We start from the raw sequence: 25,528 nt of genomic DNA on the forward strand, positions 1-25,528 counted from the left end.
AATAAAAATAAAAGGAGACAACCATGTTTGACACCGATCTGCTGATCGGCGGCCAAGGCGCCGCCGCCCAAGACAAAACCACCTTCGAGCGGCGCAGTCCCGCCACCGGCGAGGTGGTCACCCGCGCCGCCGCCGCGCAACTGGCCGATGTCGACCGGGCCGTGAAGGCCGCCCAGGATGCCTTCCCGGCATGGTCGGCGATGGCGCCCGGCGCCCGCCGCGCCCTGCTGCTCAAAGCCGCCGACACGATGGAAAAATACCGCGCCGAATTCGTCGCGCGCGGCGTCGCCGAAGCGGGCGGCAGCCCGATGTGGTACCAATTCAACGTGACCCTCGCGGGGAACATGCTGCGCGAAGCGGCATCGATGACCACCCAGATCAGCGGCGAGGTCATTCCGTCCGACGTCCCCGGCTCGATGGCCATGGGCCTGCGCCAGGCGTGCGGCGTGGTGGTCGGCCTGGCGCCGTGGAACGCCCCGATCATCCTGGGCACCCGCGCCATCGCCATGCCCCTCGCCTGCGGCAACACCGTGATCCTGAAGGCTTCCGAATTGTGCCCGGCGCTGCACCGGCTGATCGGCACCGTGTTCGAGGAAGCCGGCTTCGCGCCCGGCGTCGTCAACGTCCTCACCAACGCGCCGCAGGACGCGCCGCAGGTGGTCGAGCGCCTGATCGCCGCGCCGGCCGTCCGCCGCGTCAACTTCACCGGTTCGACCAATGTGGGCCGCATCATCGCCCAGCACTGCGCCCGCCACCTGAAACCCGTGCTGCTCGAATTGGGCGGCAAGAACCCGCTGCTGGTGCTGGACGACGCGGACCTGGACGAAGCCGTCGAAGCGGCCGCGTTCAGCGCCTTCTTCAACCAGGGCCAGATCTGCATGTCGGCCGACCGCATTTTGGTCGACAACAAGGTGGCGCCGGCCTTCCTGGAGAAACTGGCCGCCAAAACCGCCACCCTGAAGGCGGCCCAAAGCGACGCCCCGCTGTCCGGCATGATCGATCCGTCGGCCACCACCCGCGTGGCCGCCATGCTGCAGGACGCCCGCGATCGCGGCGCCAAGATCACCCAAAGCTCGGCCGAAGTGGTCGGCAACATCATGCAGCCAGCCATCGTCGACGGCGTGACGCCGGAAATGAAGGTCTACCAGGAGGAATCGTTCGGTCCCATCGTCTCGATCCTGCGCTTCGACACCGACGAGGAAGCCATCGCGCTGGCCAACGACAGCGAGTACGGCCTGTCGTCGGCGGTCTTCAGCCGCGATATCGGCCGTGCGATGGCGGTCGCTCGCCGCATCGAATCGGGCATCTGCCACATCAACGGTCCGACCGTGCACGATGAGGCGCAGATGCCGTTCGGCGGCGTCAAGGGCAGTGGTTACGGGCGCTTCGGCGGCAAGGCGGCCATCGCCGAGTTCACGGAGCTGCGCTGGATCACGATCCAGACGACGTCGCGCCACTACCCGATCTGACAGGAGCTCCGCATGAATCAATCGATGATCGCGGAGCAGTCCAGCGGCACGGCAAAGCGACGCCCGGTCAAACTGGGCAATCCGCAGATCGCGGCCTATCAGGTCGACGGCCTGTGGCACGTGGACGCCGTCACGCCGCTGGAGGCGTTCCCGTCGCGCTTCACCGACCGTCTGGAGTCGGGCGCCGCCGCCCACCCGGAACGCACCCTGGTCGCGCGCCGCGCGGCGGACGGCGACGGCGAATGGATACGGCTGTCGTACGCCGAGGTGCTGCGCCGCGCGCGCAGCATCGGCCAGGCGCTGCTCGATCGCGGCCTGTCGGCCGAACGTCCGCTGGTGATCCTGTCCGGTAACGACCTTGAACACTTCCAGCTCGCGCTGGGCGCCATGTACGCCGGCATTCCGTATGCGCCGGTGTCGCCGTCGTACTCGCTGGTGGCGACCGATTTCACCAAGCTGTCCGAGATGCTGGCCAAGCTGACACCAGGCGCGCTGTTCGCTTGCGATGGCGCCGCCTACAGCCGCGCCATCGGCGCGGTGATGCCGGCGGACGCGGAACTGATACTGGCCCGGGGAGAGGTTCCCGGCCACCAGTCGACCAGCTTCCAGTCCCTGCTCGAGGTCACGCCGTCCACCGTCGAAGCGGCGCATGCCGCCGTCGGCGTCGACACGGTCGCCAAGTTCCTGTTCACCTCCGGCTCGATCAAAAAGCCGAAGGCCGTCACCACCACCCACGGTATGTTGTGCAGCAACCAGCAGATGCTGCTGCAAACCTTCCCGTTCATGGGCGACGAGCCGCCGGTGCTGCTGGACTGGCTGCCATGGAACCACACCTTCGGCGGCAGCCATAATGTTGGCATCGTGCTGTATAACGGCGGCACGCTGTATCTCGACGACGGCAAGCCGACACCGCGCGACTTCCCGACCACCTTGAGGAACCTGCGCGAGATCGCGCCGACGATGTATTTCAACATCCCGAAAGGGTTCGAGATGCTGACCGACGCGATGAAGACCGACGCCCGACTGAGCGCCAACTTCTTCTCGCGGGTCAAGCTGTTCCTGTGCGCCGGCGCCGGCCTGTCGCAGGCGGCCTGGGATAGGCTGGACAACGCCGCCATCGCCGAAACCGGTGAATCGGTCCGCATCATCACGGGGCTGGGCATGACGGAGACGTCGCCGTCGTGCACCTTCGGCACCGGCTCCATCATCAAGGCGGGCTACGTCGGCGTGCCCGCGCCGGGCTGCAAGGTCAAGCTGGTGCCGTTCGGCGACAAGCTCGAAGCGCGCTTCAGCGGCCCGCACGTGATGCCCGGTTACTGGCGCGCGCCGGACCTGAACGCCGCCGTCTTCGACGAGGATGGCTACTACTGCACCGGCGACGCGCTGCGCTTCGTCGACCCGGAAAAACCGGAACTGGGCTTCATGTTCGACGGCCGCATCGCGGAGGACTTCAAGCTCAGTACCGGCACCTTCGTCAGCGTCGGTCCGCTGCGCGCCAAAGTCATCAGCGCCGCCGCCCCGTATGTGCTCGACGCGGTGGTCACCGGCATCGACCGCAACGCCATCGGCCTGCTGCTGTTCCCGCGCATGGAACATTGCCAGGTCCTGTCGGAGCTGGGTCCCGATGCCAGCGCCGCCGAAGTGCTGGCCAGCGCGCCGGTGCGGGCCTGGTTCGAACGCCTGCTCAAGTCGTTGAACCAGGACGCCAGCGGCTCGTCGATGCGCATCGACCGGCTGCTGTTATTGGCGGAACCGCCGTCCGTCGATCATCGCGAGATGACCGACAAGGGTTCGATCAACCAGTCGGCGGTACTGACGCGCCGGGCGGCCGTCGTCGAGGCACTTTATGAAGGCACCGATCCACAAGTAATCATCGCGGCATAAACTAAAAAAGACGGAGACAAGCAATGAAACTTAAAAAACTGGCCAACATCGGCATGGTCGTCAGCGTGGCCCTGGTCGGCATGGGTATGGCGCAGGCGCAGGACACGATCAAAGTCGGCGTCATCGCCGCGCTGACCGGACCTTTCGCCAACACCGGCAAGCCGTTCGAGGATGGCATCAAGACCTACATGCAGCAATACGGCGCCACTGTCGCCGGCAAGAAGATCGAGATCATCTACCGCGACGACGGCGGCACTAACGCCGACATGTCCAAGCGCGCCGCCCAGGAGCTGATCTCGCGCGACAAGGTCAGCTTCCTGATCGGGTTCTCGCTGACGCCCAGCGCGCTGGCGGTGGCGCCGATCGCCACCCAGGCCAAGATCCCGATGATCGTCATGAACGCGGTCACCACCGGCATCACCGCCAAGTCGCCGTACATGCTGCGCACCAGCATGACGATGCAGCAGATGACCGAGCCTTTCGGCACCTGGACCGCCCAGAACAAGGTCGGCAAGGTGTACACGCTGGTGAGCGACTACAGCACCGGCATCGACGCCGAGGCGCGCTTCGGCAAGGGCTTCACCGCCGGCGGCGGCAAGCTGGTTGGCTCGTCGCGCGTGCCGCTGGCCAACCCGGACTACTCGCCGTTCATCCAGCGCATCAAGGACGAGAAACCGGACGCGCTGTTCTTCTTCGCCCCGGGCGCCGAAGATGGCACCGCCCTGCTCAAGGCCTTCAGCGACAAGGGCCTGGACAAGGCGGGCATCAAGTTCCTCGGCGTGGGCGACATGACCAGCGACCATCCGACACTGGAGGCGCTGGGCGACCGCGCGCTCGGCGCCATCACGGTGCTGAACTATTCGACGGCGCTCGACAACCCGGCCAACAAGTCCTTCCTGGCCGCCTACGCCGCCGCCCTGCCGAACGCCCGTCCGCCGACCTTCGTCACCGTGGCGGCCTACGATACGATGGCCATGCTGTACGAAACCATCCGCAAACTGAACGGCACGGTCACGGGCGATACCGCCATGAAGGTGCTGTCCAGCATGAAGCTCGACAGCCCGCGCGGCCCGATCAGCATCGATCCGGCCTCGCGCGATATCGTGCAGAACATGTACGTCCGCGAAGTCAAGAAGGTCAACGGCAAGCTGGTCAACCAGCCGATCAGCACGCTCAAGGACGTGATGCCGAACTAGGTTCAGTCTTACCCCGCAACACCCCGCAATACCCCCAAGCGGGCCCCGACGCAGCCATCAGAACGCCGCGCGGGGTCGGCACGTCCATCGCTTTGCAAGAACAGAGGAGACAACTCGCATGAAAAGCCGCGACACCAACCCATCCACGCCGCCGATGATTCCACTCGCCACCGCCATCGCGGCGGCATTGCTGCTGAGCGCCTGCGCCGGCGGCGGCGACAACGTCGACAGCGCAGGCCTGCCCCGCCTGGCGGCCGCCACCGGCGCAGCGCTGCCCTCCTGCACCGATCTGGTGACGAAGATCCAGCTCGCCAACACCACCATCACCGGCGCCAACAGCATCGCCGCCGGCACCCTGCGCATCGCCGGCAAGCCCGTCCCAGCCCATTGCCAGGTGACCGGCCGCATGTTCGACCGCGTCAGCACCGTCGACGGCGCGCGCTACGCGATCGGCTTCGAGATGCGCCTGCCGCTGAACTGGAACGGCCGCTTCTTCTATCAGGGCAACGGCGGCCTGGACGGCTCCGTCGTGCCCGCCACCGGCCAGGTCGGCGGCGGCGGGCCGCTGGACAGCGCGCTCAACATGGGCTTCGCCGTCATCAGTTCCGACGCCGGCCATGGCGCGCCCAATCCCGCCTTCGGCATCGATCCGCAAGCGCGGCTCGACTACGGCTACCAGGCGGCCGGCAAGCTGACGCCGATGGCCAAGAACCTGATCCAGATCGCCTACGGCAAGGCGCCGGAGCGGTCCTACTTCGGCGGCTGTTCCAACGGCGGCCGTCACACGATGGTGGCGGCGGCCCGCCTCGCCGACCAGTACGACGGTTTCCTGGTCGGCAATCCAGGCTTCCGCCTGCCGCTGGCGGCGATCGCCAACATCGCCGGCGGCCAGGCCTACAATGCGCTGGCCAGCACGCCAGGCGACCTGTCGACCGGCTTCACCAAGGCCGAACGCACCACCGTCGAGAACGCGGTGCTGGCGAAATGCGACGCGCTGGACGGCGCCACCGACGGCCTGATTCAAAACACGCAAGCCTGCCAGGCGGCCTTCGACCTGAATCGCGACGTGCCGACCTGCACCGGCGCGCGCGACGGCAGTTGCCTGAGCGCGGCGCAGAAAACCACCATCGGCGGCCTGTTCGCGGGTGCCACCACCAGTACCGGAACGAAGTTCTATTCCAGCTGGCCATACGACGCCGGCATCTCGACGGGCGGCTGGGCCGACTGGAAGTTCAGCAGTCCGCTGACCCGCGACTCGGGCGCGGTCGGCCTGATCTGGCAGGCGCCGCCGGAAAACCTGGCGACCTTCAACGGACCGCAATTCGCGCTGACCGGCAGTGTCGACAGCATGCTGGCCCGCGTCGGCGCCACCACCTCCGTCTACACCGAAAGCGCGCTATCGTTCATGCTGCCGCCCAACCCGACCAACCTGGCCACGATGAAGAACCGGGGCGGCAAGATGATGGTGTACCACGGCACCGCCGATCCGATCTTCTCCAGCAACGATACCACCGCCTGGTACGACGGCTTGCGCGCGGCCAACGGCGGCGACGCTTCGAACTTCGCGCGCTTCTTCCGCGTGCCCGGCATGAACCACTGCGCCGGCGGCCCGTCGGCCGAACAGTTCGACATGCTGACGCCGCTGGTCGACTGGGTCGAGCGCGGACGGGCGCCCGACCAAGTCATCGCCAGCGTGCGCGGCGCCGGCAATGCCGGTGGCGTGAACGCCGACGTGCCGGCCGGCTGGTCGGCCAACCGCACCCGTCCGTTGTGCCCGTATCCGAAGGCGGCCAAGTACAAGGCCGGCAACATCGAGGACGCCGCCAGCTTCAGCTGCGAGTGAGGTCGCTCCGGAGCCGGCCATCCGGCTCCGGGTCGTTGACGTCGGCGTCGGCGTCGGCGTCGGCAACATGATGAAGCTCTTATGTGACGGCCGAGCAACGACATGCTCTATCGCTCGTTTGATCTTCCGCAGACGCGTTCCGGCGTGAGCCATTAGGCTGGTATGGCTGGCTTGATCAATCCGACGGAGACTGTCATGAAACGCAGGAGAAATATTTACTTGCCGCCTCTGTTGCTGTCGCTATGCCTGTCACTGGCGGCCGGTGGCGCGCAGGCCGCCTTTCGTTACGACGTGGTCGAAATCGGCGGCCTGCGCACCGATGGCCATTCGATCAACAACAGCGGCGAGATCGCCGGCTCGGTCCACGACATTTTCGGCACACCTGAAGCGTTTCTCTACGCGGACGGTGCGTTCTCGCGGCTCGGGACGCTCGGCGGCGCCGAGAGCACGGGGATGGCCATCAACGACCACGGGCAGGTGGTCGGCATGTCGACCATCGACGACGGACGGCGGCGCGCCTATCTCTATTCCAATGGCGGCATGGCCGACCTTGGCACCCTGGGCGGCATCGAGGCGCTGGCCTCGGGCATCAACAACGCCGGGCAGATCGTTGGCAGTTCCGCCAACGGCAATGACGATTGGCATGCGTTCCGGTATTCCGCCGGCGCCATGGAGGACCTCGGCACGCTGGGCGGCAGTGTCAGCGGCGCCTCCGACATCAACCGCCACGGCCACGTCGTCGGCAGCGCCTCCGTCAGCGACGAATTCCGCTGGACACACGCCTTCATGTACGACAACGCCGGCATGCGCGACCTGGGCACCTTCGGCGGCAACTACAGCGCCGCGTGGGGCGTGAACGATGCCGGCCACGCGGTCGGCTATGCCGCCACCGCCGACAATGCCGCCGACCACGCTTTCCTCTACGCCGACGGCGTCATGCACGATTTGGGCACCCTCGGAGGAACTTACAGCTTTGCCAACAGCATCAACAATCGCAACCAGGTGGTCGGCGACTCCAATGTCCTGGGCGATACCGGCACCCACGCGTTTCTCTACGCCGACGGCGGCATGACGGACTTGAACGCGCTGATCGATCCGTCCTCCGGCTGGACCCTTCATTTCGCCTACGACATCAATGACCACGGCCAGATCGCCGCCACCGGCTGCCGCGACGGCGAATGCCTCGCGCTGCGGCTGGACCCCGCCGTCACCGCCGTGCCGGAACCGTCGGCCTGGGCCACGCTGGCATGCGGCCTCGCGGTTCTGATGATGTCGCTATGGATGCGACGCGCGCCGCCGGGGTTCCGGACACACGGCTACCCGCCTGGCCTACCGGCAGGCAGGCCGCCTCCTTCAGAGGGCTCCCGGGGCGGGTTGGCGGGCCCCGCTAATCTGCGCCACGCGTCACCGTGGAAGCCTTGAGTGCCCGGCCGAGGTATGGCGCCGTGCGGCTAGCCTTATCCTTGGCCAACTCCTCCGGAGGCCCGGCCGCGACGATGACACCGCCCTCCTCGCCCGCGCCCGGGCCGACGTCGATTACCCAATCGCTATCGGCCAACACCTGCATATTGTGCTCGACCACCACCACGGTGTTGCCGGCGTCCACCAGCCCATGCAGCTGCGTCATCAGCAACTCGATGTCGGACGGATGCAGCCCGGTGGTCGGCTCATCGAGCACGTACAAGGTGTCGCCACGGCTGGCGCGCTGCAACTCGGTCGCCAGCTTGATGCGCTGGGCTTCGCCTCCGGACAACTCCGTCGCCGGTTGCCCCAGCCGCAAATAGCCCAGTCCCACCGCCCGCAGCACATCGAGCGCATGCCGCAGCGGCGCCTCCTCGGCGAAGAACTCCCACGCCGCGTCCACCGTCATCCGCAGCACCTCGGCGATATTGCGGTCGCGGTAGCGCACCGCCAGCGTATCGGGGTTGTAGCGCGCGCCCTCGCATTCCGGGCAAGGCGCGTACACGCTCGGCAGAAACAGCAATTCGACCATGACAAATCCCTCGCCCGCGCAATTCGGGCAACGGCCCTTGGCGACATTGAACGAGAACCGGCCGGCGTCGTAATGCCGCGCGCGCGCCGACCTGGTGGCGGCGAACAGCTTGCGCACATGATCGAACAAACCGGTGTAAGTCGCCAGGTTGGAACGCGGCGTGCGTCCGATGGGCCGCTGGTCGACCTGCACCAGGCGCCGGACGCCCTTCATGCCGGCGACGATGCGGCCGCGCACATCGCCGCTGCCCGTATCGTCGAGCGCCGCCTCGACCGGATCGGTGTCGGCTTCGGTGACGGCCGCGCTCTGGCCCAGCTGCGCCAGCACCAGTTGAACCAGCGCCTGACTCACGAGGCTGGATTTTCCGGAGCCGGACACCCCGCTCACACTGGTCAACACGCCCAGGGGAAACTCGGCGTCCACGCCATGCAGGTTGTTACGCTCCACACCGCGCAAGCGCAACCAGTCGGCCGGCGCGCGCGCCGTGCGCGCCGATCGCTCCACGCGCTCGAACAAGTACTGCGCGGTGCGCGACTCGCCCACGTCGGCCAGTCCATCCGGCACGCCGCTATACAGTACGCGGCCGCCCTGTTGACCGGCCTTCGGCCCGACATCGACGATCCAATCGGCGTGGCGTATGACATCCAGCGCGTGCTCGACGACGAACAGCGAATTACCCGCCGCCTTGAGCCGGTCGAGGGCACGCAACAGCGCCTCGGTATCGACCGGATGCAAGCCCGCCGACGGTTCGTCCAATACATAGACCACGCCGAACAAGCTGGAACGGACCTGCGTCGCCAGCCGAAGGCGCTGCAGTTCGCCGGGCGACAACGTCGGCGTGCCGCGTTCAAGACTCAAGTATCCCAGGCCAAGGTCCAGCAGCACCGCCAGCCGCGCCACCAGATCCTGGGCAATGCGCTGCGTGACGATGGCTTTCTCCGGATGCCGCTCGGCGTCCTTCGCCCTGGCCTTGGTTTTGGCTGCCGGCGGCTTGCCCTCCGCGTACGGCTCGAGCAACTGCGCCAAGCGCTGCAAAGGCAGGCGTCCGATCTCGGTGATATCGTGACCGCCGAACGTCACCGACAGCGATTCCTTCCGCAAGCGCTTGCCCTCGCAGGTTGGACAATCCATGCCGACCAAATACTGCGACACGCGCTTCTTCATGATCGCGCTCTCGGTGCCGGCGAACGTCTGCAGCACATATTTGCGCGCGCCGGTGAAGGTGCCCTGGTAGCTCGGCGTCTCCTTGCGCTTGTGCGCGCGCCGCGCCTCGGCCGGAGTCAGGCCCGCGTACACCGGCACGGTGGGCTGTTCGTCGGTGAACAGTATCCAGTCGCGCTGCTTCTTGGGCAGCTCGCGCCACGGCGTGTCAACGTCGTAGCCGAGCGTCACCAGGATATCGCGCAGATTCTGACCGTGCCAGGCGGTGGGCCATGCCGCCACCGCGCGCTCGCGTATCGTCAGACTGTCGTCCGGCACCATCGAGCGCTCGGTGGCCTCGTACACCCTGCCCAGTCCATGACACTGCGGGCACGCGCCCTGCGGCGTATTGGGCGAGAAAGACTCCGCATACAGCAGCTCCTGGCCGGGCGGATAGTCGCCCGCGCGCGAGTACAGCATGCGCAGCGAATTGGACAAGGTGCTGACACTGCCCACCGAGGAACGGGTGGTCGGCGCGCCGCGCTGCTGCTGCAGCGCCACCGCCGGCGGCAGGCCGTCGATCGAATCGACCTCCGGCACCGCCATTTGGTGGAACAGGCGCCGCGCGTATGGCGACACCGACTCCAGGTAGCGCCGCTGCGCCTCCGCGTACAAGGTGCCGAAAGCCAGCGAAGATTTGCCGGAGCCGGAGACGCCGGTGAACACCACCAGCGCGTTGCGCGGGATGTCGACGTCGACGTTCTGCAGATTGTGCTCGCGGGCGCCGCGCACGCGAACGCAACCCGAGGAGCCGGTGTCGATGACGGAATGCTGTTGAGAAACTTCGGTTGCGGGGCGATGCTTGGCCATAGAACGATCCATTAGTAATTTGGTCCCAGCATTATCGATTACGCCGGATCGGTATGTACGGCAACGTACCCGCCCGTCCATGTCGGGCCGGGCCGTCATCACGCCCGCCCTGCCATCTGTGTGCGTCATCGAACATACGCATTGCCGGGCCCGTCACATCATATTAGCCAACCCACTCCAACCAACAGGAACATCGCCATGTCCAAAACAGTCGCCGAAGTCGTTATCGAAACCCTGCAGGACGCCGGGGCCAAACACTGCTGGGGCATACCCGGCGATTCGCTGAACTATATCACCGACGCGATCCGCCGCAGCGAGATCGAATGGGTGCACGTGCGCCATGAGGAGGCCGGCGGTTTCGCCGCCGGCGCCGAGGCCATCGTCGCCAACCGCCTGGCCCTGTGCGCCGGCTCCTGCGGGCCGGGCAGCCTGCACTTCATCAACGGCTTGTTCGAGGCGCACCGCAACCGCTCGCCGGTGGTGCTGATCGCCAGCCAGATCACCCGCGACGAGCTGGGGACGGACTTCCCGCAGGAGGTCGACTACAAGCCGATCTACGACCATTGCAGCGTGTTTTGCCAGGAGATCCGCACGCCGGCGCACGCCAAGCGCATCACCGCCATGGCGGCGCAAGCGGCGCTAACCAAGGGCGGCGTGGCCGTCATCATCCTACCGGTCGACCTGTCCAAGGAATCGGCGGTCGACGAGCCGCATTTCTCCGTCCACCTGCCGCAACCGCAAACCCGGCCCTCGGACACCGAAATGAACCGCATCGCCGAAATCATCAACGATGGCAAGAAGATCGCGATCTACGCCGGTTCCGGCTGCGAAGGCGCGCACGGGCCGCTGATGGCGCTGGCCGAGCGTATCAAGGCGCCGATCGCGCACACCTCGCGCGCCAAGGATTTTGTCGAGTATAACAACCCCTACAACGTCGGCATGACCGGCATCTTCGGCATCGACTCCGGCTACCACGCGGTGACCGAATGCGACACCCTGCTTTTGCTGGGCTGCGATTTCGCCTGGCGCCAGTACTATCCCGCGCATGCCCGCATCATCCAGATCGACATCGATCCGACCCATCTGGGACGGCGCCACCCGGTCGAAGTGGGCGCCGTCGGCGACATCGCCACCACCCTGGCGGCGCTGCTGCCGCGCGTGCAGATACGCGGCGACCGCGAATTCCTCGACCAGTGCGTCGAGCGCCACCAGAAGGCCGTCGAACACCTGAACGAGCGCGCCACGCCCGGCGACGGAACCACGATACGCCCGCAATACCTGACCGCGATGATCGACAAGCACGCCGACGACGACGCCATCTTCACCGCCGACGGCGGCTCGCCGATGGTGTGGGTGCTGCGCCACACCCGCGCCACCGGCAAACGCCGCACCCTGGTCAGCCTGACCCACGGCACCATGGCCAACGCCATGCCGCAGGCCCTGGGCGCCAAGAAGGCCTTCCCGCAGCGCCAGGTCATCTCGCTGTCCGGCGACGGCGGCCTGACAATGATGATGGGCGACTTGATCACGGCGGTACAGGAAAACATCGCCATCAAGGTCGCCGTCTACAACAACGGCTCGCTGGGCTTCGTCGAGCTGGAACAGAAGGTCGAAGGCCTGCTGGACGCCTACACCGAACTGAAAAATCCGAATTTCGCCGCTGTCGCCGAGGCTATCGGCATCTACGGCCGCCGCGTCGAATCGGCGGCGGAACTGGAATCGGAGGTGCAAGCGTGGCTGGCGCACCCGGGTCCCGCCTTGCTCGATGTAACCACTGACCGCTTCGAACTGGTCATGCCGCCGAACATACAGGCATCCCAGGTGCTGGGCACCGCGCTGTACTCGGTCAAGGCCGTGCTAAGCGGACGCGGCAGCGATGTGGTTGATATGATCAAGGACAATTTCGTCAAATAAGCGGCGCGCCGACGCCAGATGTTTGCGCCTAACATTTTTTGACAACTTTATGTTGACAACCCCCGGGGATCGAACCTACACTGAAATGGTCGCGCAATCATTGACATGAATTTTCATGATTTCGCACCCCGACTCAATTCCGGTTCAACGCGAACCGGGACCGGCTTGTGGCATTTTTTTCTGTAATGGGTTCTAGCTCTCCTGCCCCATCCCCCGGGGCAGTTTGTACACCGTCGCGTCACCGCGGCGGTGTCTTTTTTTTAATTGGATTTTTAGGAGCACCATGCGAGCACCGACACGACGCACCGCGCTCACCTGCGCCTTCGCGCTGTTTCTGCTGGAGGGTGGCGCCGCGCTGGCGGCCAATTCCGTCCCCTACCTGCGCAAGCAAGGCACGGCCACGCAATTAATGGTCAACGACCAGCCCTTCCTCATCCTTGGCGGCGAACTGCATAATTCGTCGGCATCGCACCTGCCGTATCTGAACAAGCTCTGGCCGGCGCTCAAGGGAGCGGAACTGAACACCGTGCTGGCTCCCGTGCAGTGGGACCAGATCGAGCCGGTCGAAGGCCGCTTCGATTTCGCCGTCCTCGATGGAATGCTGAAACAAGCGCGCGCCAACGACAAGAAACTGATCCTGTTGTGGTTTGGCGCCTGGAAGAATTCGATGTCGACCTATGTGCCGCCGTGGGTCAAGCGCGACGCCCAGCGCTTCCCGCGCTCCCTCGCCCGCAACGGCGTGCCGCAAGAGGTGCTGACGCCGTTCAGTCCCAAGACGCTGGCCGCCGACACCACCGCCTACCGCGCGCTGCTGGCGCACCTGAAACAGGTCGACACCGAGCGCACCGTCATCATGGTACAGGTGGAGAACGAGATCGGCATGCTGCCCGACGTGCGCGATTACAGCCCGCTGGCCAACGCCGCCATCGCCGGCCAGGTGCCGAAGGCCTTGACCGATTATCTGGGCGCCAACCGCGCCAGGCTGCATCCGTCGGTGCAGGCGCTGTGGGCCGCCAACGGCCATCGCACCAGCGGCACCTGGGCCGAGGTGTTCGGCACGTCGACCGCCGCCGAAGAGGTTTTCCAGGCCTGGGGCTACGCCACCTTTGTGGAGGCCATGACCGCTGCCGGCAAGGCGGCGTATCCGCTGCCGATGTACGTCAACGCGGCGCTGAACCGTCCCGGCAAGAAGCCGGGCGAGTATCCGAGCGCCGGACCGCTGCCGCACCTGTTCGATATCTGGAAGGCCGGCGCGCCGTCCATCGATGTGCTGGCGATCGACACCTACTTCCCCAACTTCACGGAATGGGCGCCGCAGTTCAAGCGGCCGGACAACCCGCTGTTCATCCCGGAAGCCGACAACGCCGGCCGGCATGACGCGGCCGCCAAGGCTTTTTACGCGATCGGCGAGTTCGACGCGTTCGGTTTCTCGCCCTTCGGCGTCGAGGACAGCGAGCCCACCGATCCGCTGCCGAAGGCGTATCGCCTGCTGCGCCAGTTGACGCCTTTGATCAACCAGGTGCAAGGCAGCGGCAATATGCGCGGCTTCAAGGCCAAGGTGTCGTATGACGGCGTGGTGGACGCGTCGCCGCAGCAGGTGACGATGGGCGACTACACTCTGCAGGTCAGCTTCAGCAACCCGTGGGCTAAGACGGACAGCAAGGATCTTGAGGGTTGCGGCGGCTTGATCATCAAACTGTCGGACGACGAGTTTCTGCTGGCGGGTAAAGGATTGACGGTGAAGTTCACCGATGCCACAGGCGCGGGGGATTTGATCGGGCTGGAGAAGGTAACCGAAGGGACCTACGAAAACGGCAAATGGAAAGACGGCCGCTGGCTTAATGGCGACGAGATCCACCAGGGCCGGCAGATCATGCTGGTGACGGGTGAATTCACGATGCAGAAGGTGAAATTGTACCGTTACCGATAGCATTGAAGGCGGTCGGTCGAGCGAACCGCCGCCCCTAAGCCGCAGGGTCGGACCCCGTACGGGGTCCGACCCTTGTTCGCCGCCGTGCGGGTTGAAACGGCGCCCGAACGCGGCCTGATTCGACTACCCCACCATCAACTTCACGGACTTCAACTTCACGCTATCCGGACCCGCGTGGATGGTAAAACTACCCGGCTCCACCACCCGCTTCATCTGCGCATTAAAGAACCACAGATCCGACGGCTTGATCTCGAACGTCAGCGTGCGCTTCTCACCCGGTTGCAAGGTCACGCGCTTAAACGCCTTCAACTCCAGAACCGGGCGCGTCGCCGAACTGACATCATCCCGAATGTAAATCTGGACCACTTCATCGCCCGCCAACTTGCCGGTATTGGTCACATCCACCTGCACCGAAGTCGAGCCACCCACGCTGATCGACTCCTTGGTCAAACGCGGCGCCGAAATATCGAAGGTCGTGTAACTCAACCCGAACCCGAACGGATACAAAGGCTTGGTGCTGCCGTCGATGTAGCCACGGCGCGCCGAAGGCTTATGGTTATAAAACACCGGCAACTGGCCGACATTGCGGGCAATCGACACCGGCAGCTTGCCCCCCGGGTTGGCGCGGCCGAACAACAGATCGGCGGCCGCGTGGCCGGTCTCCTGCCCCATGTACCAGCCCTCGATCAGCGCATCGGCCTTCTCCGCCAGCAGGTTGACCGACAGCGGACGCCCGTTCAGCAGGAACACCACGGTCGGCTTACCCAACGCGAAGATCGCCGCCGCCAGATCATTCTGCTGCCCCATCAGATCCAGGCTCGCACGATCGCCCAAATGCTCGTCGGCCCAGGCCTCGCGGCTGGTCTGCTCGTTATCGCCCAGCACCATGATGATAATGTCCGCCGATTTTGCGGCCTGCACCGCGTCGGCGATCAGCTTCGCATTGACCTCGGGCTTGACGAACTTGATCTCGTCCTTACCCCAGATGCGCTCCTCGGTGATGCGCACGCCTTCCGAATACGCCAGCTCGAAGCCCTGCGCCTTGCTCTCCGCCAGCAGGCCGTCATAGATCGACACCACATGGCGCGGTATGTCGGAGTAGCCGCCGATCGGCGTATCCTTGGCGTGGGTCCCGAGCAGCAGCACCTTGCCGACCTTCTTGGCGTTCAGCGGCAGCAGGCCCTTGTCGTTCTTCAGCAGCACAGGCGTGCGCGTCGCGGACAAGCGCGCCAGGGCAATCGCGTCCGGCGTGGCGGTCAGACTGTCGGCCACCTTGGCATCGACGTATGGCTGCTCGAACAGGCCCGCCTGGAACTTCAAGGTCAGCACGCGGCGCACCACGACATCAATTTCTTTTTCGCTGATGCGCTTTTCCTTCACCAGCGCCGCCAGCGCCAGGTAGCCCTCGCCGTCCGGGGTTTCGACATCGACGCCGGCTTTGAACGCCAGCAAGCCTGCCTCTTTCGAGTCGGCGGCCAGCTTGTGGCGCGTGACCAGTTCCTTGATGCCGAAATAATCGGAAACCGTCAGCCCCTTGAAGCCCCACTCCTCGCGCAGCACCTTGTGCAGCAGCCAGTGATTGGCGTGCGACGGGATGCCGCCGATCTCGTTATACGACGGCATGACGGCACCGACGTTGGTTTCCTTGATCAGTTTTTCGAACGGCGGGAAGAAGTCCTCGCGCAAGGTGCGCTCGCTGATTTCGGCAGGGCCGATGTTGGTGCCGCTCTCCGGCTGGCCGTGGCCCGTCATGTGCTTGAGCGTGACGAAGACCTTGTCCTTGGCAAGCATCTTGTCCTTGCCGGCGAAGCCGATCACCGCCGCCTTGCCCATCTCGCCGCACAGGTACGGGTCTTCGCCGTAGGTCTCCTCGATCCGTCCCCAGCGCGGTTCGCGCGCCACGTCGACCACCGGCGCCAGCGCCAGATTGGCCCCGCGCACGCGCATCTCGCGCGCCGCCACGCTGAAAATCTTCTCGACCAGCTCCGGGTCGAACGACGACGCCAGGCCTATCGCCTGCGGGAAGCTGGTCGCGTCGCGCGCCACGTAGCCGTGCAGCGCTTCCTCGTGCGTCAGCATCGGAATGCCAAGGCGGGTCTGTTCGACCGCCCATTTTTGCGCCGCATTGACGTAGTTCGCCGTCTCCAGCGCGTTGCGGTTGGCCTTTTCGCCGGTGTCGCCGGCGCCTGCCGCCTGGCCGAGCTGACGGTCGGAGGGACGTCCCAGCATGCCCATGCCGTTCGGGTAGTTCTTCTTCGCCTTCTCGGCGGAGAACTCGCCGGCGGCATCCTGCATCTCGGTCTTCTTTTGCCAGATGCACTGCAGCTGGGCGATCTTCTCGTCCAGCGTCATACGGCCCAGCAGATCGTCCACGCGCTTTTCCAGCGGCAGCGAAGGATTCTTGTAAGGCGCCTGCGCGGCCGCCGCCAGCGCCATCGGCGCCGACATCACGGACAGGCCGGCGACGCCGGTCATCGAGGACAGGAACTGCCTGCGGTTACTTTTCATGTGCTGCGTCTCCAATTGTTTTTAGTTGGTTTTCCGATGCTACCGTATTACTATAATATGAAAACGATTTCAGGGGTATGAAAACCCCACTTCAAAACTGATGCTGGATTTGACCTGGCGTCGGAACGCGGAAGCGGAACACGCCACCGGCCAAGGGCTGGCCAGCCAACTCCTCTTCCGACAACCCCTTGCGGGCAGTCGTAACAAACACCGTGCGCAGGTCATGACCGCCGAAAGCGATCTTGGTGATGTTCGAACAAGGCATGGCCACGGTATCGATCAACTCACCCTGGGCCGAATAGCGCTCGATGCGCGCGCCGGCGAACAGGGCGATCCACACGGCGCCATCGGAATCGACGGTCGTGCCATCCGGGTAGCCTTCCCCCGCGATCCGCACGAAAACACGCTTGTTCGTCAAATGGCCGGCATCGTCGATATCGAAGGCGTAGATGGTCTTCTCAAGCGTGTCGGTGTGGTAGAAGGTGCGGCCGTCCGGGCTGCAGGCCGGCCCATTGGTGATGACGTAGCCCTTGTCCTTGCGGCGCGGCTGTCCCTTGCGCTGCACGCGGTACAGCGAGCCGCTGGCCTTCACCTCGGCGTTGTCCATGGAGCCGAACCACAAGGCGCCGTGACGGTCGATATACCCGTCGTTCAAACGGTTGCCCGGCAAATCCGTCTCCACCTCGTGCAGCAGGTCCAAGGCGCCGCTGTCGAACGAAAACCGCATCAACTGCCCCGGCAGGCCGCAAACGAAGTCGCCGCCGCGCATCGGCAGCGCAAAGCCTACTTCATCGGGCAGGCTCCAGCTCTGGCGCAAGCCGCCGTCCTCGCCGCAGCGATGCACCTTGCGCTCCTTGATATCGACAAAATACAGGGCGTGGTTCTCGGCGTGCCACACGGGGCCTTCGCCCAGGGTCGCGCCCAAGGCCCAGATGCATTCGGGTTCGATCTGGAATGTACTCATGCGCCGTACCACCCAGCATCGACGAAGTAATCACGGCCGGAACAGCGGCCGGCGTTGTCCGACGCCAGGAACAGCGTCATCGCGGCGATATCCTCCGGTTCCACCCGTTCGTGCAGACATTGCGCGTCGAGGATTTCCTGCTCGCCCTCGGGCGTATGCCACAGCGCCATCTGGCGCGGCGTGCGCACCGACCCCGGGATAATGCAGTTGACGCGGATGCCGAACGGGCCGAGTTCGCGCGCAAGCCCGCGCGTCATTCCCTCGATCGCGGCTTTGGCGGTCACGTACAGCGTCAGTTTTGGCAAGGCCAGATGCCAGGAGATCGAGCCGAAATTCAGGATCACGCCGGTGCCGGCGGCCTTCATGCCTGGCGCCACCGCCTGCGCGCAGAAGAACTGGTGCCGCAGATTGACAGCCATGCTCTCGTCCCAATACTTTTGCGTGACTTCCTTGACTTCATGCCGGTGGTCGTTGGCGGCGTTGTTGACCATGATTTCCACGGCCCCGCACTCGCTCTCGATCGTGGCCATCACCTGCGCCAGCGCATCGAGGTCGGTCAGGTCGCAGTGAAAAAAGCGCGGCGGATGCTTGGCGGCGCCCAGGCTGGACGCCAGTTCACGCGACGCCTCGTCCACGATATCGATGAAGCACACCTGCGCGCCCTGCGCGGCGAATGCCTCCACCAACGCCGCCCCGATGCCTGTGCCGCCGCCGGTGATCAGTACGCGCTTGTCGGCCAGGTTCGGATACGTCGCATACACCATCTTCTTCCTCGCGGAAGTTGCTTGGACCATCTTGTTCATCTCCATTTTATTTTATTAGTTGATTCAGGTCCGCCTCCCGCTATTACGCTACATCCCCCAGCAAACCGCGTTGCGCCAGATTGCGGTACAACGAGCGCACGCCAAAAGTCCATGGCGCGATGGCGTCGCTGCGCTGCACGTGATTGACCAGCGTACCGAGCGAAGGGCTGGCGATGCTGACCCGGTCACCCAGCTTGTGGGTGAAGCCCGCACCCGGCGCGCCACGGTCTTTGATCGGCGAGAACATCGTACCGAGGAAGAGCATGAAGCCGTCCGGATACTGGTGATGCGCGCCGGCGGTTTGCGCCACCAGATCCAGCGGATCGCGGCTGATTTCGCGCATGCGGCTTTCGCCGTCGAGGCGGAAGCCGTCGTCGGCACCCTCGATCAGCAGGCGCAGTTCGGCATTGCGCACGGTGTCGATGGTGAAGGAACCGTCGAACAGGCGGATGAACGGTCCCACGCCGCACGAGCCGTTGTTATCCTTGGCTTTGCCCAGCAAGAGCGCGCTGCGGCCTTCGATGTCGCGCAGATTGACGTCGTTGCCCAGCGTGGCGCCCACCGCCTGCGCGCGGCTGTTCACGGCCAGCACGACCTCCGGCTCCGGATTGTTCCACTTCGAATCCGGATGCAAGCCGACATCGGCGCCGAAGCCGACCGCGGACATCGGCTGCGCCTTGGAGAACACCTCCGCATACGGCCCGATGCCCACTTCCATATACTGCGACCAGGCGCCGCGCTCGATGAACTGCTGCTTGAGTTTTTCCGCTTCCGGCGAGCCGGGTTTGATGGCCGACAGGTCGGCGCCGATATCCTTGAGCAGGGTGGCGCGCAACGCATCGGCGCGCGCCGCGTCGCCGCCGGCCTGTTCTTCGATCACGCGCTCGAGCAGGCTGACCGCGAAAGTCACCCCGCAAGCCTTTATCGCCTGCACATCGCAAGGCGCCAACAGGCGCGGACTGCGCGTATTGGCATCCGCGCCCAGCGCGGCCTCGATCAGCGCCTCCACGCGGCCCAGCGACTCGCCCTGCGCGGCGCGCGCGAAGCCGGCGGGATCGTCCTGGTCCAGCAGATCGGCGACGGTGGCGCTGCGGGCGGTGATATCGAATACTTCGCCGTCGCGCACGACCACCACGCATGGGCCATTGACGTCATCGCGCCACACACGGCCAACGAGCAGGGCCTGCGGCAGATCGGCCGGCAAATGCACCGCTGTCGGTGCGTGCTTCAGTTGATTTTTCATGTTCTCCCCAGACTCGGTTTGTTAGGGTAATACGTCCATTCGGGCACCAGATAGCGCATCGCCATCGCGTCGTCGCGCGCGGTGGACGCCACTTTCTTATACAGTTCGTGCGCCGCCTCGATGCGATCCATGTCCGGCTCGATGCCCAGACCCGGCGCCTTCGGCACCCGGACCTCGCCGCCGACGATTTGCAGCGGCTCGCGCGTCAAGCGCTCCTGGCCTTCCTGCCAGATCCAGTGCGTATCGATGGCGGTGATTTTACCCGGCGCCGCCGCCGCCGCGTGGGTGAACATCGCCAGCGACACGTCGAAATGGTTATTCGAGTGCGAGCCCCAGGTCAGTCCCCATTCGTGGCAAAGCTGCGCCAGCCGCACGGAGCCCTGCATGGTCCAGAAGTGCGGATCGGCCAGCGGAATATCGACCGCGCCGAGCAAATGCGAATGGGCCATCTGGCGCCAGTCGGTGGCTACCATGTTGGTAGCAGTCGGGATGCCGGTCGCGCGGCGGAATTCGGCCATGATCTCGCGGCCCGAATAGCCGTTCTCGGGGCCGCAGGGATCTTCGGCGTAGGCCAGAAGGTGGCCCTTGCCGCGACAAATATCTATCGCCTCGCGCAGGGACCAGGCGCCGTTCGGGTCCAGGGTCACACGGGAATCGGGGAAGCGCGCCTTGATCGCCGCCACCGCCTCCATCTCCTCGGCGCCATGCATCACGCCACCTTTGAGCTTGAAGTCGCGGAAGCCGTATTTATCGACCGTCGCCTCGGCCAGTTTGGCGATGGCGGCCGGTGTCATCGCCTCCTGGTGGCGCATGTGATACCAGTCGCTTGCGGCGCCCTGCCCGGCCAGGTAATCGAGGTCTGTGCGCTTGCGGTCGCCGATGTAGAACAGATACGCCAGCATCGGCACGCTGTCGCGCTGCTGGCCCGCCCCCAGCAGCTCGCAAACGGGCACGCCAAGATGCTGACCAAGCAGATCGAGCAGCGCCGCCTCGACGGCTGTGACCACGTTTTCCAGCCGCAGGTTGATCTCGTGCGGCTGCTTCAACACCTGCGCCTCGGCCTCGGACGTCACCTGGTACTGCTGGCCGCTGACATCCTTGTTGGCGATGGCGTCGCGGATGCCGTTGAGGGTGCGGTTATAACGGCCGATCTGCGTGCCGACCACCAGCGGAACGGCGTTTTCCAGCGCCCGCAGTATGCCCGCGCCGCCGGGCACTTCCCCCATTCCGGTATGCCCCGCGCTATCCTTCAACAGCACCAGATTGCGGGTGAAGTATGGCGCATGCGCGCCGCACAAATTGAGCAGCATGCTGTCGTGGCCCGCCACCGGGATGACGCGCATTTCCGTGATTACTGGGGCTGCCGATTTGTCTAAATTTGTTGCCTGTACCATGCCTTTACCCTAAAATGATAAGCGCTAACATTTAACCAGTGTGAAGGATTTATGCGACCAAGTCAACACGCGTCATACGTCCGCTTCGGCGGATTGTTAGTCACCGCCCTGGCGGCGATCGTACCCGCTCTGGCGCTGACCGCCTGCGCGTCGCTGAACGGCCCCGCCCCGGGCGGCGAAGTCCCGGCCCGGGATAGCCGCTGGGTCGCCTCCTGGGGCACGGCGCAGCAGATCCCCGACGCGCCCAACGAGCTGCCCGCCGCGAACTGGCGCGATGGCAGCTTGCGCCAGACGGTGCGCCTCTCACTGGGCGGCAGCCGCCTCCGGGTGCGGCTCAGCAATGTGCACGGCACCGCGCCGCTGATGGTGGAAGGCGCCAGTGTCGCCCTCGCGCTGGCCCCGGGCAAAGCGCGGATCGACGGCGCCACCTCGCGCGCGCTCACCTTCGACGGCAGTACATCGGTGATGATACCCGCCGGCGCCGAATATTATAGTGACGCGGTGGCGCTGGAGGTAAAACCGGCCAGCGACCTCGCCGTGTCGTTGTACTTCAAGGAGGCGCCACCGCGTCAAACCAGCCACTCCGGCTCGCGCGCCACCAGCTTCTTCACCAAGGGCAACCGCATCATGGACGCCGAATGGGCCGAAGCCGGGACCATCGGACGCTGGTTCCTGGTGAGCGATGTCGACGTACAGGCGCCGCGCGGCACCGGCGCCTTTGTCGCCGTCGGCGACTCGATCACCGACGGCTACGGCGTCACCACCGACGGCAATAACCGCTGGACGGACCTGCTGGCGGCGCGTCTGCGCCAGGATGGCCAGCAAGTGGGGGTGGTCAACGCCGGCATCGGCGGTGGCCGCATGCTGCGCGACGGCCTGGGACCGAATCTCGCGTCACGCTTCGACCGCGACGTGCTCTCGCGCGCCGGGGTCACGCACGCGCTGGTGTTCATCGGCGTCAACGACCTGGGCGGCCAGCACCGCAACACGCCGGACCTTCCCGCCGATCGCAAAAAACTGCTGGCCGATCTGCGCCTCGCGCATCGCCAGCTGGCAGAGCGCGCGAAGGCGCGCGGCATCTGTATGATTGGCGCAACCATCACCCCATACGTGGGCAGCGACTACTACCACCCCGAGCCGGAAAACGAAGCCGACCGCCAGGAACTCAACGACTGGATACGCAACTCCGGCGTGTTCGACGCGGTGGTCGACTTCGACGCAGCGCTACGCGACCCCGCCGACCCGAAAAGAATCAGCAAACCGCTGGACTCCGGCGACCACCTGCACCCGTCACTGGCAGGCTACCGCGCCCTGGCCGAAGCGGTCCCATTGGACCTACTCCGCCGCAACTGCAAAAAACCAGGAAACTGACACCAGAGACACCGAGGAAACACGTAGGGCGGATTAGCGAAGCGTAATCCGCCAAGCTCCGCCAGCAGCCAATGCAACAGGCCACAAACACAAAAAAATGGATAACCATTAAAAAAATGAGACAACTCCACCTCGCAGGCGCCGTCCTCCTGGCGCTGCTAACCTGCGCCCTCCCCGCCCAAGCGTTAGGCCAAAAACGCCTGGCGACCTTCGACACCCCGGCCCCCGACGCCGTCACGCTGGCGAACGCCGGCCGCGCCGCCACCATCTACGTCGACCAAACCGATCACCCCGGCGTCCTCCGCGCCGCGCGCGACCTCCAGGAGGACATTGCCCGCGTCAGCACCGCCCGTCCCGCGCTGGAGCAAACCGGCAAACCGGCGGGCGCCGACGTCATCATCATCGGCACCATCGGCAAAAGCCCCCTGATCGACCAACTGATAAGCGCCGGCAAACTGAACGTCTCCGCCATCGAAGGCAAATGGGAAGGCTGGCAGGTACAAACACTGCGCAATCCGCTGCCCGGCGTCGAACGCGCCCTGGTCATCGCCGGCAGCGACAAGCGCGGCGCCATCTACGGCATCTACGAAATCTCCGAGCAGATCGGCGTATCGCCATGGCAGTGGTGGGCCGACGTGCCGGCGCAAAGCCACGCCAGCATCTACGCCTCCGCGCCCGTCGCCGTCAGCGACGCCCCGGTGGTGCAATACCGCGGCATCTTCCTCAACGACGAACAACCGGCGCTGACCGGCTGGGTCAAGCAGCGCTACGGTGGCTACAACCACGAGTTCTACACCAAGGTATTCGAGCTGCTGCTACGCCTGCGCGCCAACTACCTGTGGCCGGCGATGTGGAACTCGGCCTTCTACGACGACGACAAATTGAACGGCAAGCTGGCCGACGAGTACGGCATCGTCATGGGCACCTCCCACCACGAACCGATGATGCGCGCGCAGCAGGAATGGAAACGCCAGGGCAAAGGCCCGTGGGACTACAACAAGAACGCACGCGTGCTGGATGACTTCTGGAGCAAAGGCCTGCGCAACACGCGCGACTATGAAAAAATGATCACCATCGGCATGCGCGGCGACGGAGACGAGCCGATGTCGGAGGAATCCAACGTCGCCCTGCTGGAACGCATCGTCAGCCGCCAGCGCGAAGCCATCGCCAAGGAGATCAACCCGGACGTTACCAAAGTGCCGCAAACCTGGGCGCTGTACAAGGAGGTCCAGGACTACTACGAGAAAGGCATGCGCGTTCCCGATGACGTCATGCTGCTCTGGTGCGACGACAACTGGGGCAATATCCGGCGCCTGCCGACGCAGGAGGAGCGCAAGCGCGCCGGCGGCGCTGGCGTCTACTACCATTTCGACTACGTCGGAGGTCCGCGTTCCTATAAGTGGATCAACGTCACCCCGCTGCCCAAAATTTGGGAGCAGATGCATCTGGCGTGGCAGTATCAGGCCAACCGCATGTGGATCGTCAACGTGGGCGACCTCAAACCGATGGAAGTGCCGATCGAATTCTTCCTGACCTACGCGTGGAACCCCGCCGCCTGGCCGGCGCAGCGCCTGCCGGACTACCTGAAACTATGGGCGACGCGTGAATTCGGCCCGGAACACGCCGACGACATCGCCGACATCGTCGCCAAGTACGCGAAGTACAACGGGCGCCGCAAACCTGAGCAGCTGGAACCGACCACCTACAGCCTGGTGAACTATGGCGAGGCGGAGCGCATCGTCGACGAGTACCGCGATATCGCCACGCGCGCGGAACGTATTTCGGCCGCGCTGCCGGCCGCCAAGCGCGATGCCTTCTTCCAGCTGGTGCTCTATCCGGTGCAGGCCAGCGCCGTGGTCAACGAGCTGTATGTCACCGCCGGCATGAACCGTCTTTACGGCCTGCAGGGACGCACCTCCACCAACGACCTTGCGGCGCGCACGCGCCAGCTGTTCCAGCAGGATGCGGAACTGGTGCGGCGCTATCATGAGGACATCGCCGGCGGCAAATGGAACCACATGATGTCGCAGACCCACCTGGGCTACACCTACTGGAACCAGCCGCCGCGCAATGTAATGCCGCCGGTGACCGAGGTGCAGGTTCCCAAAGAGGGCGACATGGGCGTGGCCGTCGAAGGCAACGCCAATGTCTGGCCCGGCCCAGCCGGCGACACCCTGGCGCTGCCAGCCCTCGACGCGTTCGAGGCACGCCCGCGCCACATCGAAATCTTTAATCGCGGCCAGCAATCATTCGACTACAAGATAACCGCCAGCGCGCCGTGGATCTTACTCGACAAGCCTGCGGGCCGTGTGGAACGCGAACAGCGCGTCGGCGTGGACGTGCGCTGGGCCGACGTCCCCGCCGGCGTGGATCGCGCGACCTTGACCGTATCGGGCCCGAACGGCGCCAAAACCACGGTCGCCGTTCCGCTGCGCCGGGCAACCAGTATGACAAAGGCGGCCAAGGGCGACTTTATCGAAACCGCCGGCGTGGTGTCGATGGAAGCGGAACACTACACCCGCGCGGTGGCGCCCGAAAAGCGCGAATGGCTGCGTATTCCCGACCATGGCCGCACGATATCGGGCATGACCACGCTGCCGGTCGACGCCCCGCCGGACGGCGTGCCGCAAATGCGGCTTGAGTATCAGATGCAGCTCACCACCAAAGGCCAGGTCACCGTGCACGCCACGCTGGCGCCGACCCAGAAAATCCAGCCGGGACCAGGCCTGCGCTATGCTATTTCATTCGACGACGAAGCGCCGCGGATCGTCAACCTGCATGCGGACAGCTCCGAAAAAGCATGGGAACGCACCGTCTCGCATGGCGCCACCGTGATGACCTCCCGGCACGTGATAGAAAGCGCAGGCAAACACACGTTGAAATTCTGGGTGATCGATCCCGCCCTGGTGCTGCAAAAACTGGTGGTCGACACCGGTGGCCAACGCGACAGCTATCTCGGGCCACCCGAAAGCCCGCGCGCACGCTGATTAAAAAAATACAAAACGG

15 protein-coding genes are annotated in these 25,528 nt (G+C 65.1%); 9 read left to right on the forward strand and 6 right to left on the reverse strand.

Annotated features, from left to right (window positions below; genetic code table 11):
• Positions 1 to 23: 23 nt before the first annotated feature.
• From MRBLMU1_RS01595 to MRBLMU1_RS01615, 5 genes are all read left to right on the forward strand, one after another.
• On the forward strand, positions 24 to 1,469 hold the full coding sequence (locus MRBLMU1_RS01595) for an aldehyde dehydrogenase (protein WP_363495996.1): 1,446 nt from the start codon (positions 24 to 26) through the stop codon (positions 1,467 to 1,469).
• A 12-nt stretch (positions 1,470 to 1,481) separates the two neighbouring features.
• Entirely contained in the window at positions 1,482 to 3,353 is a 1,872-nt protein-coding gene (locus MRBLMU1_RS01600) for a feruloyl-CoA synthase (RefSeq protein WP_414646017.1), read from the forward strand.
• A 23-nt stretch (positions 3,354 to 3,376) separates the two neighbouring features.
• Entirely contained in the window at positions 3,377 to 4,549 is a 1,173-nt protein-coding gene (locus MRBLMU1_RS01605) for an ABC transporter substrate-binding protein (protein WP_363495999.1), read from the forward strand.
• A gap of 154 nt (positions 4,550 to 4,703) precedes the next feature.
• The gene (locus MRBLMU1_RS01610) at positions 4,704 to 6,392 is read left to right on the forward strand and encodes a tannase/feruloyl esterase family alpha/beta hydrolase (protein WP_363496455.1); all 1,689 of its coding nucleotides are present in this window, start codon (positions 4,704 to 4,706) and stop codon (positions 6,390 to 6,392) included.
• Between the two features lie 195 nt (positions 6,393 to 6,587).
• Positions 6,588 to 7,814: a hypothetical protein gene (locus MRBLMU1_RS01615; protein ID WP_363496002.1), complete on the forward strand. Its 1,227-nt coding sequence runs from the start codon at positions 6,588 to 6,590 to the stop codon at positions 7,812 to 7,814.
• On the opposite strand, the gene MRBLMU1_RS01620 is transcribed toward MRBLMU1_RS01615, so the two are convergent.
• Positions 7,780 to 10,395: an excinuclease ABC subunit UvrA gene (locus MRBLMU1_RS01620; RefSeq protein WP_363496005.1), complete on the reverse strand. Its 2,616-nt coding sequence runs from the start codon at positions 10,393 to 10,395 to the stop codon at positions 7,780 to 7,782. The genes MRBLMU1_RS01615 and MRBLMU1_RS01620 overlap by 35 nt on opposite strands.
• A gap of 198 nt (positions 10,396 to 10,593) precedes the next feature.
• On the opposite strand from MRBLMU1_RS01620, the gene MRBLMU1_RS01625 reads away from it, so the two are divergent.
• On the forward strand, positions 10,594 to 12,309 hold the full coding sequence (locus MRBLMU1_RS01625; protein WP_363496008.1) for a thiamine pyrophosphate-dependent enzyme: 1,716 nt from the start codon (positions 10,594 to 10,596) through the stop codon (positions 12,307 to 12,309).
• 283 nt (positions 12,310 to 12,592) lie between these two features.
• Positions 12,593 to 14,239: a DUF5597 domain-containing protein gene (locus MRBLMU1_RS01630; RefSeq protein WP_363496011.1), complete on the forward strand. Its 1,647-nt coding sequence runs from the start codon at positions 12,593 to 12,595 to the stop codon at positions 14,237 to 14,239.
• Between the two features lie 123 nt (positions 14,240 to 14,362).
• On the opposite strand, the gene MRBLMU1_RS01635 is transcribed toward MRBLMU1_RS01630, so the two are convergent.
• The 5 genes from MRBLMU1_RS01635 to MRBLMU1_RS01655 form a co-directional block, all read right to left on the reverse strand.
• Positions 14,363 to 16,747 carry a glycoside hydrolase family 3 N-terminal domain-containing protein gene (locus MRBLMU1_RS01635; RefSeq protein WP_363496014.1) on the reverse strand — a complete coding sequence of 795 codons (2,385 nt, stop codon included), beginning with the start codon at positions 16,745 to 16,747 and terminating at the stop codon, positions 14,363 to 14,365.
• A 91-nt stretch (positions 16,748 to 16,838) separates the two neighbouring features.
• The gene (locus MRBLMU1_RS01640; RefSeq protein WP_363496017.1) at positions 16,839 to 17,711 is read right to left on the reverse strand and encodes an SMP-30/gluconolactonase/LRE family protein; all 873 of its coding nucleotides are present in this window, start codon (positions 17,709 to 17,711) and stop codon (positions 16,839 to 16,841) included.
• Positions 17,708 to 18,475 carry an SDR family NAD(P)-dependent oxidoreductase gene (locus MRBLMU1_RS01645; RefSeq protein ID WP_363496458.1) on the reverse strand — a complete coding sequence of 256 codons (768 nt, stop codon included), beginning with the start codon at positions 18,473 to 18,475 and terminating at the stop codon, positions 17,708 to 17,710. The genes MRBLMU1_RS01640 and MRBLMU1_RS01645 overlap by 4 nt, the downstream gene beginning before the upstream one ends.
• Positions 18,476 to 18,557: 82 nt before the next feature.
• A complete protein-coding gene (locus tag MRBLMU1_RS01650; protein WP_363496019.1) occupies positions 18,558 to 19,757 on the reverse strand; it encodes a fumarylacetoacetate hydrolase family protein in 1,200 nt (399 codons plus the stop codon).
• A complete protein-coding gene (locus MRBLMU1_RS01655) occupies positions 19,754 to 21,151 on the reverse strand; it encodes an enolase C-terminal domain-like protein (RefSeq protein WP_363496022.1) in 1,398 nt (465 codons plus the stop codon). Before MRBLMU1_RS01655 ends, MRBLMU1_RS01650 begins: the two co-directional genes overlap by 4 nt.
• 51 nt (positions 21,152 to 21,202) lie before the next feature.
• On the opposite strand from MRBLMU1_RS01655, the gene MRBLMU1_RS01660 reads away from it, so the two are divergent.
• Together MRBLMU1_RS01660 and MRBLMU1_RS01665 are read left to right on the forward strand one after the other, a co-directional pair.
• Positions 21,203 to 22,522, forward strand: a complete 1,320-nt coding sequence (locus MRBLMU1_RS01660) for an SGNH/GDSL hydrolase family protein (protein ID WP_363496025.1) — start codon at positions 21,203 to 21,205, stop codon at positions 22,520 to 22,522.
• 116 nt (positions 22,523 to 22,638) lie between these two features.
• A complete protein-coding gene (locus MRBLMU1_RS01665; RefSeq protein WP_363496027.1) occupies positions 22,639 to 25,509 on the forward strand; it encodes a glycosyl hydrolase 115 family protein in 2,871 nt (956 codons plus the stop codon).
• Positions 25,510 to 25,528: the final 19 nt, after the last annotated feature.

The organism is Burkholderia sp. LMU1-1-1.1 (genome assembly GCF_040675865.1).
Taxonomy (GTDB): domain Bacteria; phylum Pseudomonadota; class Gammaproteobacteria; order Burkholderiales; family Burkholderiaceae_D; genus Rugamonas.

Excerpts from the sequence above, each read along its gene's own strand:
- MRBLMU1_RS01630 (WP_363496011.1), top strand. The coding sequence starts at position 12,593 with ATGCGAGCACCGACACGACGCACCGCGCTCACCTGCGCCTTCGCGCTG.
- MRBLMU1_RS01640 (WP_363496017.1), bottom strand. The coding sequence starts at position 17,711 with ATGAGTACATTCCAGATCGAACCCGAATGCATCTGGGCCTTGGGCGCG.
- MRBLMU1_RS01660 (WP_363496025.1), top strand. The coding sequence starts at position 21,203 with ATGCGACCAAGTCAACACGCGTCATACGTCCGCTTCGGCGGATTGTTA.
- MRBLMU1_RS01600 (WP_414646017.1), top strand. The coding sequence starts at position 1,482 with ATGAATCAATCGATGATCGCGGAGCAGTCCAGCGGCACGGCAAAGCGA.
- MRBLMU1_RS01605 (WP_363495999.1), top strand. The coding sequence starts at position 3,377 with ATGAAACTTAAAAAACTGGCCAACATCGGCATGGTCGTCAGCGTGGCC.
- MRBLMU1_RS01645 (WP_363496458.1), bottom strand. The coding sequence starts at position 18,475 with ATGGTGTATGCGACGTATCCGAACCTGGCCGACAAGCGCGTACTGATC.
- MRBLMU1_RS01665 (WP_363496027.1), top strand. The coding sequence starts at position 22,639 with ATGAGACAACTCCACCTCGCAGGCGCCGTCCTCCTGGCGCTGCTAACC.
- MRBLMU1_RS01625 (WP_363496008.1), top strand. The coding sequence starts at position 10,594 with ATGTCCAAAACAGTCGCCGAAGTCGTTATCGAAACCCTGCAGGACGCC.
- MRBLMU1_RS01595 (WP_363495996.1), top strand. The coding sequence starts at position 24 with ATGTTTGACACCGATCTGCTGATCGGCGGCCAAGGCGCCGCCGCCCAA.
- MRBLMU1_RS01650 (WP_363496019.1), bottom strand. The coding sequence starts at position 19,757 with ATGAAAAATCAACTGAAGCACGCACCGACAGCGGTGCATTTGCCGGCC.
- MRBLMU1_RS01655 (WP_363496022.1), bottom strand. The coding sequence starts at position 21,151 with ATGGTACAGGCAACAAATTTAGACAAATCGGCAGCCCCAGTAATCACG.
- MRBLMU1_RS01635 (WP_363496014.1), bottom strand. The coding sequence starts at position 16,747 with ATGAAAAGTAACCGCAGGCAGTTCCTGTCCTCGATGACCGGCGTCGCC.
- MRBLMU1_RS01615 (WP_363496002.1), top strand. The coding sequence starts at position 6,588 with ATGAAACGCAGGAGAAATATTTACTTGCCGCCTCTGTTGCTGTCGCTA.
- MRBLMU1_RS01620 (WP_363496005.1), bottom strand. The coding sequence starts at position 10,395 with ATGGCCAAGCATCGCCCCGCAACCGAAGTTTCTCAACAGCATTCCGTC.
- MRBLMU1_RS01610 (WP_363496455.1), top strand. The coding sequence starts at position 4,704 with ATGATTCCACTCGCCACCGCCATCGCGGCGGCATTGCTGCTGAGCGCC.